Genomic DNA, 8,270 nt, shown 5'->3' on the forward strand with positions numbered 1-8,270 from the left:
GTCGTGTGTCCTCAGTAGGTGCACGTTTGGTCGTCGGCGACGTCGGCGTCACGAAGCCGCAATGCGAGGGAGTAGGGGTGAGGGAGTCGCCGCAACGCCTGCTCGCGTGGCGTAAGCGAAGAAGTCATAGCCTCAGGGTGCGGCCAGAGCGTGAGGTGGGGTGGAGTAGTCGGCTACGCTAGTTGATGCCGACCCTCGGCGCGTTGCTCCAAGGTGAGGGTGGCGCCGAGGTCAACCGGGCGGTCACACATAACCCGGTGTGAACTGAACCCGGTGTGAACTGAACCCGGATCGCTTATATCGTCAATCTCTGTGGAAGTTGACGCGAGTGCCTGAGTCCGTCGAGTCTTGACCGGTGATCGTGCCACCGCCAATGGTAAGCACCCAGGTGTTGTTGCTGCACGTCCCTTGGGTGACGGTGGCATCGAGGACGATTACGCCGCCGTCGCGGCGCACCTCGTGCCAGTCTGCTCGGCAGAGCCGCTCGGGGATATCGATGTGCGCCCGCATGGGAGCATCTTGCGATACGTCGAGCGAGGCCGGGTATGTGCCGGAGCTGGAGGTCCAGGAACCCGTCCAGAATCCACGAACGCTTCCGGGCGCAGGCGGCGCAGGCGGCGCAGGCGCACCGCCGCCGCTACCGCTGCCCGCGCTTCCTGAGTCCACGGGTGCAGCTGATGTCGGAACGGCCGCGCCGATCGCTGCCGCCCAAATAAGCGTTGCTGCGACGATCGACGAAGTAGTTACTTTGCGTGACGGCATTTTTGGGGTCCATTCGTTTTGATCAAGCGGGGACGGTTGTCCGACCATCAACACGGTATTCACCGGGCGGTGGCTTGTCTGTCCTGCGAACGAAATGCATGTGCTTAAATTAACTATGCTAAGGAGGCGTCGCCCACCATGGCAGCTGCAGTGCTACAACTCAATTCTCACATTTTCCAGGGCAATCTTTCGGCTCTGCGCCCGCCCGATGTCATCGGCCACCGCGCGCGAACACTAATCGGCCTTTGCGACGCCGAATCCACCGAATCCGCGGCTGTACGCGGGAGCGCACCCGTGATCGTGTCCCAAAGCCAAACGACTGCAATCGCGGCCGCAATTGCAGCAACGATGATAACTGCTTCCACTCGACTCCTCGTCTTCCCCGTGTCGGCGTTGCGGCCGCAGTTCCCGATCCCGCCCATAGAGCAGAGGTCGGCAACACTGCTGAAGCCAGAACAGCAAGGACTAGAGATGTGGCTTTCCTTCTCATTGGTTTTCTCCTGCCAGCGCATGTGAGCTCTTCTTTTGACTAACCTGATAACGGATTTGCCTTCTGTCGGTCACCTGATTGACCGACAGAACTACGTAATATGCGACGACGTCTCTAGTCGGCGCCTTACCGGACGTCCAATTGCTTACGTTTCGCCGAGATCCGTTCGGGGACGCGCGAGGGTCGACGTCGGGTTCCGTCAGCTCGGGTTTGAAGCCGTTCATGGTTGATCCTTCGATTCGTTATCTGCAGTGATGCGAAGTGCGGCGGTGAGTTTCGCGTCGGCGAGCTCGAGGAGCGGCGGGAGCGCGTGAGCGTCGATGTCGAGATAGGTGCACATCTGGTCGTCGGCGACTCCGGCGTCACGAAGCCGCAATGCGAGGGAGTAGGGCTGCGGGAGCCGCCGCAACGCCTGCTCGCGGGGTGTTAGCGAAGAAGCCATAACCTCAGGGTGCGGCCAGGGCGTGTGGTGGGGTGGAGTAGTCGGCTACCCCAGTCGAGGCCGACTCTTGGTGCGTTACTCGCCGGTGAGGGTGGCGCCGAGGTCGTCGCGGCCATTGGCGCCGGTTTTGAGGGAGGCGCGGTAGAGGTGCCCTTCGACGGTGCGGACGGACAGGGTCATTTTCTCGGCGATTTGTTTGTTCGTCAGTCCTTGGGCGGCGAGGGTGATGATTTCGCGTTGCCGACTGGTCAGGGGTGATGGTTGCTGCGCTTCGCACAGGGCTGGAGTGTGTGCACCGCCGCAGGTATCGGCGAGGTGTTGGGCGCGGGCGGTGGCGGCGAGAGCGGAGCCGTTGCGGCCCTGGTGCCGGTAGGTGGTGGCAGCGTGGGCGGCGGCGTCCATCGCAGCGAGCAGGTCACCCATCTCTTCGAATCGGGCGGAGGCGTCGGCGAGGCCGTCGGGGTCTCCGGCGGCGAGTGCGGTGGCGTGTTGTGCGGCGGCCACGGCGCGTGGCCCGTCTACCTGCTCGGCCAGCTCGTGAAGCCGTGGGCAGGTGGTCCGGTCACCGAAGCGTGTCGCGGTGTGTAGGCACACCACTTCCTGGGCGTACTGGTGATACGTGCGTGCACGCTCGGCGCCCTGGTGTGCGAGCCCGATCGCTTCGGTGGTTGCTCCACGCGCCGCGGCCACCCATGCCCGGGTGAGCAAGTGTTGCGGTTGCTGATAGGCGAATCCGACATGGTTTAACGAATCACGCTTGTGCAGAATCGCGAGCGCGGCCTCATGGTCACCTGTCATCGCTCTGACCTGCGCGATCGCGTCGAGCCACATCGTGACCCACCCACTGACCTCGACCACTGCCGGGCGCAGCGCGAAGAGCGCTTCGATCCACTTTTGCGCGTCGTCGAGACGTCCCGCGGCCAGGGCCGCTTGGCCCATCCGGATGCTGGACATGATCTGAGGCCAACCGGGGGCGCCCGAGGTGTCTCCGCACACCCGAACGGCGACTTGTTCGGCTTCGGCCACATAGCCGGCAAGCCGCAGAGCGAAGGTGTGGAAGTCACACAGCGCGTAACGGAGCGGAGACGCGTGGGGCGATCGTGCGATGAGCTCGTACCCTCGCGTGGCGATCGGTCCGATCTGATCTGTGCGGCCGAGGTCACCCAGTCCGATGGTCAGCGCCCAGATCGCGGCCATGGTCCCGAGGTCGGTGAGCTGCGGCGCGTCCAGGGCCGTGGTCGCTTCATCGACGGCTTGCTGCGGGCGCCCCTGATGCGCATGGATGTTGGCGTGGCAGGCGGTCAGCGCATCGGGCTCGGTGGCGGTGCCCATGGCAGTGGTGAGCACGGAGTCGGCGTCTTCGGAACGGTCGAGCAACCACAACAGAGTCAGAGCACGCATACAGGTGATATCCGTAGTTTCCCGGCTGGCGAGGTTTCCGGTAGGAACGTGCGCGAAGGTGCTCTCGGCATCGGCGCCACGACCGCGGCAGGCGAGCGCCAGGGCACGGGTGATATGCGCGTTGGACCCGGCACCGGTGCTGATCGCGGCCGCGGCAAGTTGGTCGGCGAGGTCGGCGTCCATGAGCGATAGTGCTGCCGCGGAGGCCTTTTCGAACAGGACTGGATCCGGTTCGAGGTCTGACTCATGTGTCAGGACCGCGCGGCGCACGAGGTCGCGCACGTCGCAGTCCGGTACCGAGCCCAGGAGCAACGCCAGTTGCGCGCGCAGTCGCTGCAACCGCAGCGGGGTGGCACCCTTGGTGCGCCGAGTTTCACCGTAGAGCGGGTGTGTGAGGCGGACGAGATGCCGACCGCGGGGCGTGACGGTGATCAACCCGGAGGAGTGCGCGGCCTCGACCGCTTCTGCATCGGTCAGCATGACGAGCATGTCCTCGGGGATAGGTTCCCCGACCGCAAGGTAGTCGAGAACGGTCCCGACCGGCTCGGGCAGGGCACCTATCTGTGTGTCGATGAGTTCGGCCAACCCGGCGGACAGAATCGGTGTTCCCGTCCATGTCCATCTTCCCCGGTGCTGGGTCAACCGGTCGGATGCGAGTTCTTGGTCGACCAGATGGCGCAGGTAGAGGGTGTTGCCGCGGGTGAGGTCCCACAACTGGTGGGCGGCGGTCGGTTCGAGCGGGCTCCCGAGGACTGTGGTGATGAGGTCCCCGGTTTCGGCCTCGGAGAGTGGTTGGAGCTCGACTCGTTGGAGATGACCGTCTTTCCAGAGGGCGGTGACCGCGTCGGGGGCGGGTTCGCCGGTTCGGATCGTCACAACGACCTTGGCGAGCCGCCGCTGAGCGAGCTGGAGCACCACGAACGCAGACAGGTTGTCGAGCAGGTGCGCGTCGTCGACCCCGACGACTACCTTCGCGCCCGGCGGAACTGTGGTGAGGTGGTCCAGGACACCGCGGACGACGAGCATCGGATCCTTGGCGATATCGCCAGCCCATTCGGCGAATGCTCCGAGGGGGAGTGCCCGAGCGGAGGCGGTTGCTCGTGCCCACCGCGGCATCCAGCGTCCGGGCGTGACATGGGTGACCGCTTCACGGGCGAGTCGACTTTTCCCTACGCCGGCGGGTCCGGCGATCACGACCCCGCCGTAACCGTCGGCTGCGGTCACGGCGGCATTGATCAGGCGTAGTTCCTCGTCCCGCCCGACCAATGGCCAGACATTGGCCATGACCTCATCGTATGCACTTTCCCGGGTGGAATGCGACCACTTGGTTCGATATTTGTGGTCAATGACCGGGGGTTTTTCGCTGACTCGGCTACCGATCTTCGATCTCTGGTTACTCGACCGCACGGGCCGCCGTCCACCCCGCCTCTCTGCGATCGTCCTACGGCGGGGTAAGTGCGATTTTCGAGTTGGTGGAGTGCGATGCGGATACGCGAGCAATGCCAAGGTTTGCTTGGCGCGGTCCGGTTGCGCCGCAGATGTCGTGCGAGCTGACTGTATGGGAGTGCAAACGGGGGTCGACAAATGTATCGGTGTGTCGGAAAAGTGCGCGTGGCGTAGGTGCGGCGCACGGGTTCGAGTGCATCGATGAGCCATTGGCGTTCCCTGGCGAATTCGCCGGCCGTTTCGGTGCGAAAAAGGCCGTGCAGCCAGGTCGTCCACTCGGTATCTGCGATGTTCGCGGCCACGATGGGTGCGACCTCGGTCTCTTCCCGGTCGAGTTGGGGCAGCAGGATGGTGCACAACCTTTCGAGTGCACCGCGAAGGTCATCACGCACGCTGGTGTCGTCGGAATTGCGGTAGACGTGGGCGGCGTGTTCGACGGCACTGGCGGCGTGATGAACACGAGCATGTCCGGCGGCGAGGTGGTGCAGCAGTGGCGCCGCCGACGGATCTCGACGGCAGGCGAGCGGCCACAGGTCGACTTCCTCGCTGACTCGCACGCGTTCGAGGAAGTAGAGAGTCCAGGACAGCTGGTCGGCGACCGCAGCGCGCTGCTCGGCGAACAGCGGGGTATGGGTGGCGAGAGCATCGAAGCTGCGTCCGAAGTCGCGGCGTACGGCGTCGTGGATGATGCCGAACAGTTGCGTGTCGATCTGGTGAGAAGTAGACATGGCGAGTGCTCCTAGGAAGCGATGGACCGTTCGAGCGATGGATTCGCGTGCGTTGGTACATCTAGAAGCTTGCGGGCCGCGGTGGTCCAGTTGAGGGGTAGCGGAGTACTCCAATGGACCGTGCATCGCCTGTCCAGTACTCCTCCTCAGCGGACGAGGTCTCAAGTGCCGCATTATTTCGAGGTTCCGCAGCCAAGCGTGTATCCGTATAGGGCCGTTCACTCGTTCAAATCGGATCCGCGGCCGTCCGCGGATTGGGTGGCCTGGACCAGGGTTCCGGGATCGCGTTGTGCTGTTCGCGAGGTGGTGGGTGCGCGCTGCTGTGGTGCGGAGGGCTGTGGGGCGTGGTGTCGAAGGACCTCATCGTGGATCGTCAGTGCTGTCTGCGACGCGGTGGTGGCGAGCAGTTTGGTCGGACGAGCCGCTTCGTGGCAAGAGCCGTAGCTTTGGGCAATGTGGGTTTTGAGCATCTCGCTGCCAAGCCAGCTGAAGGTGTAGGGAACGACTGGTTTGCCGACCGGGGTACGTTCCGACAATTGCGTCGATTACTCGATCATGATGGGGCTAGGACGAGTAGCGCGAGTCGCACCCGATGAATTCGAGTAGACGACTACGTCAGGAGTCTGAGGCCCCAACCTGCATCCTTGGAAAGCCCAGATAGTGCTAGGGGCGAAAACAGAGGAATTGACTTAAAGGAGACCGTCATGGCGATCCAAGTTCACTTTGCGAATCTGCATTGCAATGAGACCGAAGATGCAGGCGCAGATGCGTGCGTTCTCAAGTGGAACGATCAAACAATCTGGTCCGGGCCCATGAAGGGAGGACGCACGAGGAACACCAATAATTTTCAACTGTTTCCACCAGGAAAGTCGAGTGCTTTCGTTTCGCTGATCGACGAAGACTGGCCGGACGAGGATGATCACCTCGGTTCTCAACTCATTCGAAAGGACGAAGTAGGAAGAGGCTGGCGCCGAGCCTATTTCCGATCCGACGAGGCGGATTACTTCGTCGACTACGAGGTATTCAATGCGTGAGGGGATACCCTAACCTCACGATGTAGTGGTGCCCGGTTGGGCACCACTGCGTGGGTTGGTACGCATTCGAGTGCGTGTCTTGGCTCCTTCGCCTGGGATAAACGTAGAGGAAGTTTTGTTGCGGCCCTATGGGATCGACTGTTCCGAGAACACCTGGATGCCGCGCGGAGAATATGATGGCAAGTACTTGCTGGCCAAGCATTACCGTGGTGCGCCGGCGCCGGCGCCGGTGAACGATGTGTCGATGGATCGGTGGACGCCGGAGGAGATCTCGGCTCATGCGCTGCTCGGCTCAAGTGGACCGGTGAGTTCGTCGACAGTCAGGCACTGTCGGCGGAGGGCGCGTCTGTTTGGTACGACGGCGAGGGGCCGCCCGCCGGTGACCGATGGTCTGTTCGCGGAGTCCAAGGATGGTGATCGCCGGTTGGATGGTGATCGACGTCGAGAACTACGGTCGGGCGCTTGAGTTTGGCGGGTGAGTTGTCGGCGCCTCCGGGTGGGTGGGAAGCCGATCCATAAGTGGCTCGAGTTGCGTCCGTTCCTGGGCGGATGTCACGACTGACGGGGTGACGCACGGGGGATGGGGCCCTGCTGCGGATCGGGATGGATCTGTTCTTTACGCCCCCGACTGAGCCTGTTATTCGGGTTGTTCGAGGGCGTCGGTGATGCGGTCGTGGATCCAGGTTTCGAGGTTCTGGCCGGCTGTGCGGGCTGCAGCGTGGGCGCGGGTGTATTCGTCGTCGCTGAGCCGGATGGGGATGCGGTGGGCGGGGCCTGGGGTGGGCCTGTGGGCGAGTTCGCGTCTGAGGTGCTCACGCATTTCGCCGATGCTGAGGGTTACAAGGTCGGTGAGGATGTGAGCGCCGGTGGAGGCGGGGTCGTCGAGCAGGGCCAGGAGGAGGTGGTCGGTGCCGATCTCCTCGTGCCCGAGCAGGGCGGTCTGGCGCAGGCTGGCTTCGAGGACCTTCTTCGTCTTCGGGGTGAATGGGATGTGCCCAACCGCCGGAGCGGAGCCCGCCGGTGCGCTGACACCGCCGAGCTTGCTCTCGAGGGCCGGCGCGGTGACGCCCCACGAGGTCAGCGCCGCCGCTCCGGGGCCGCCGGCGTCGAAGATCCCGACGAGCAGGTGTTCGGTGCCGACGGAGTTCTGGTGGTGGGTGCGGGCGGCGCCGGCGGCGAGGACGACCACTTGACGGGCTTGATCGGAGAATCTCTCGAACACCATGACGCGCTCCCTCCCAGGCGTCGCCGCGAGCGACGCGAACTACTGCTGAATTCCCTGCTGCCCATTCTGGGCGGTGCGTAGGTGGTTAGGGGTGGGATCGATGCGACCTCGGCACCGGTGGGCGTAATAGTGCTGTGACCTGGTGTGATGGCATGCCCCCGGTTTGTGATGTGGGGGTCGCCGGCGACCTGTTCGGGGAGTGGCGGCGCCGGGGTTCCGGCGGGCGCGCGGGTGTCTGTTGCGTCCGGCTTTGCGTCGTTTTTGAAAGATGTTTATTTGCAACATGTTGCGGTAATTAGTTGGTGAGTATGTCTTTACGTGTTTTGTGCACAAACCGCAGCTTGTAAGGTTCGTAAGTTGTTGTTGATCAACAGATTTGGATGATTTGAGGTTTTCGATGTTTTGGGTTGCGTGGGGGTGGGTGGTATGCTGTGGGGTATGACATGGAGCGGCACAGGAAGACGAGTGGGCGGCGGGTCGGGCGCACCACCCCGTCTCCCCAGCCTCGTTCGGCTGTGGGGGACCGGATCAAACGTGCCGATGAAAAGCTTTGGTGAGAGTCTAATCTCGGAAACTCAGAGGAGCGAAGCGACTCGATCGTCGGCAACGGGAATGGACCCACTGCGAGCCGCGCAGCGGCTCCCTGGCGGGGAGCGCAGCGACTCGCCCCGTCTCCCGGCGCGGAGCGCCGGGAGCAGCGCCGCCGCCACCGGTTCGCGGAGCAGCGCCATCCAGCAGCCTG

At 63.6% G+C, this 8,270-nt stretch carries 7 protein-coding genes and 1 pseudogene; 4 read left to right on the forward strand and 4 right to left on the reverse strand.

Annotated features, from left to right (window positions below):
- Positions 1–303: 303 nt before the first annotated feature.
- Complete coding sequence (locus tag QM841_RS41895; RefSeq protein WP_164063538.1) at positions 304–825, reverse strand: hypothetical protein; 522 nt, start codon at positions 823–825, stop codon at positions 304–306.
- A gap of 75 nt (positions 826–900) precedes the next feature.
- Between QM841_RS41895 and QM841_RS41900 the strand changes: the two genes are divergently transcribed.
- A complete protein-coding gene (locus QM841_RS41900; protein WP_283336615.1) occupies positions 901–1,278 on the forward strand; it encodes a hypothetical protein in 378 nt (125 codons plus the stop codon).
- Positions 1,279–1,472: 194 nt separating this feature from the next.
- Here the strand turns inward: QM841_RS41900 and QM841_RS41905 are convergent, their stop codons facing one another.
- On the reverse strand, positions 1,473–1,694 hold the full coding sequence (locus QM841_RS41905) for a hypothetical protein (RefSeq protein ID WP_283336616.1): 222 nt from the start codon (positions 1,692–1,694) through the stop codon (positions 1,473–1,475).
- A 75-nt stretch (positions 1,695–1,769) separates the two neighbouring features.
- The gene (locus QM841_RS41910) at positions 1,770–4,379 is read right to left on the reverse strand and encodes a helix-turn-helix transcriptional regulator (protein WP_283336617.1); all 2,610 of its coding nucleotides are present in this window, start codon (positions 4,377–4,379) and stop codon (positions 1,770–1,772) included.
- A gap of 590 nt (positions 4,380–4,969) precedes the next feature.
- Between QM841_RS41910 and QM841_RS41915 the strand changes: the two genes are divergently transcribed.
- The 3 genes and pseudogenes from QM841_RS41915 to QM841_RS41925 all read left to right on the forward strand — a co-directional run bounded on the left by QM841_RS41915 (position 4,970) and on the right by QM841_RS41925 (position 6,865).
- Positions 4,970–5,284, forward strand: a complete 315-nt coding sequence (locus tag QM841_RS41915) for a hypothetical protein (protein ID WP_283336618.1) — start codon at positions 4,970–4,972, stop codon at positions 5,282–5,284.
- Positions 5,285–5,973: 689 nt separating this feature from the next.
- On the forward strand, positions 5,974–6,303 hold the full coding sequence (locus tag QM841_RS41920) for a hypothetical protein (protein ID WP_283336620.1): 330 nt from the start codon (positions 5,974–5,976) through the stop codon (positions 6,301–6,303).
- 157 nt (positions 6,304–6,460) lie between these two features.
- Positions 6,461–6,865: pseudogene (locus QM841_RS41925) on the forward strand (YciI family protein).
- Between the two features lie 75 nt (positions 6,866–6,940).
- Here QM841_RS41925 and QM841_RS41930 read toward each other — a convergent pair.
- The gene (locus QM841_RS41930; RefSeq protein ID WP_283336622.1) at positions 6,941–7,528 is read right to left on the reverse strand and encodes a Clp protease N-terminal domain-containing protein; all 588 of its coding nucleotides are present in this window, start codon (positions 7,526–7,528) and stop codon (positions 6,941–6,943) included.
- Positions 7,529–8,270 lie beyond the last annotated feature (742 nt).

This window comes from Rhodococcus sp. IEGM 1307, from assembly GCF_030056915.1.
GTDB classification, from domain to species: domain Bacteria; phylum Actinomycetota; class Actinomycetes; order Mycobacteriales; family Mycobacteriaceae; genus Rhodococcus_F; species Rhodococcus_F opacus_D.

What these genes read in the sequence shown, in the direction of transcription:
- QM841_RS41900 (WP_283336615.1), top strand. Translation starts at nt 901, where the DNA reads ATGGCAGCTGCAGTGCTACAACTCAATTCTCACATTTTCCAGGGCAAT.
- QM841_RS41905 (WP_283336616.1), bottom strand. Translation starts at nt 1,694, where the DNA reads ATGGCTTCTTCGCTAACACCCCGCGAGCAGGCGTTGCGGCGGCTCCCG.
- QM841_RS41910 (WP_283336617.1), bottom strand. Translation starts at nt 4,379, where the DNA reads ATGGCCAATGTCTGGCCATTGGTCGGGCGGGACGAGGAACTACGCCTG.
- QM841_RS41920 (WP_283336620.1), top strand. Translation starts at nt 5,974, where the DNA reads ATGGCGATCCAAGTTCACTTTGCGAATCTGCATTGCAATGAGACCGAA.
- QM841_RS41930 (WP_283336622.1), bottom strand. Translation starts at nt 7,528, where the DNA reads ATGGTGTTCGAGAGATTCTCCGATCAAGCCCGTCAAGTGGTCGTCCTC.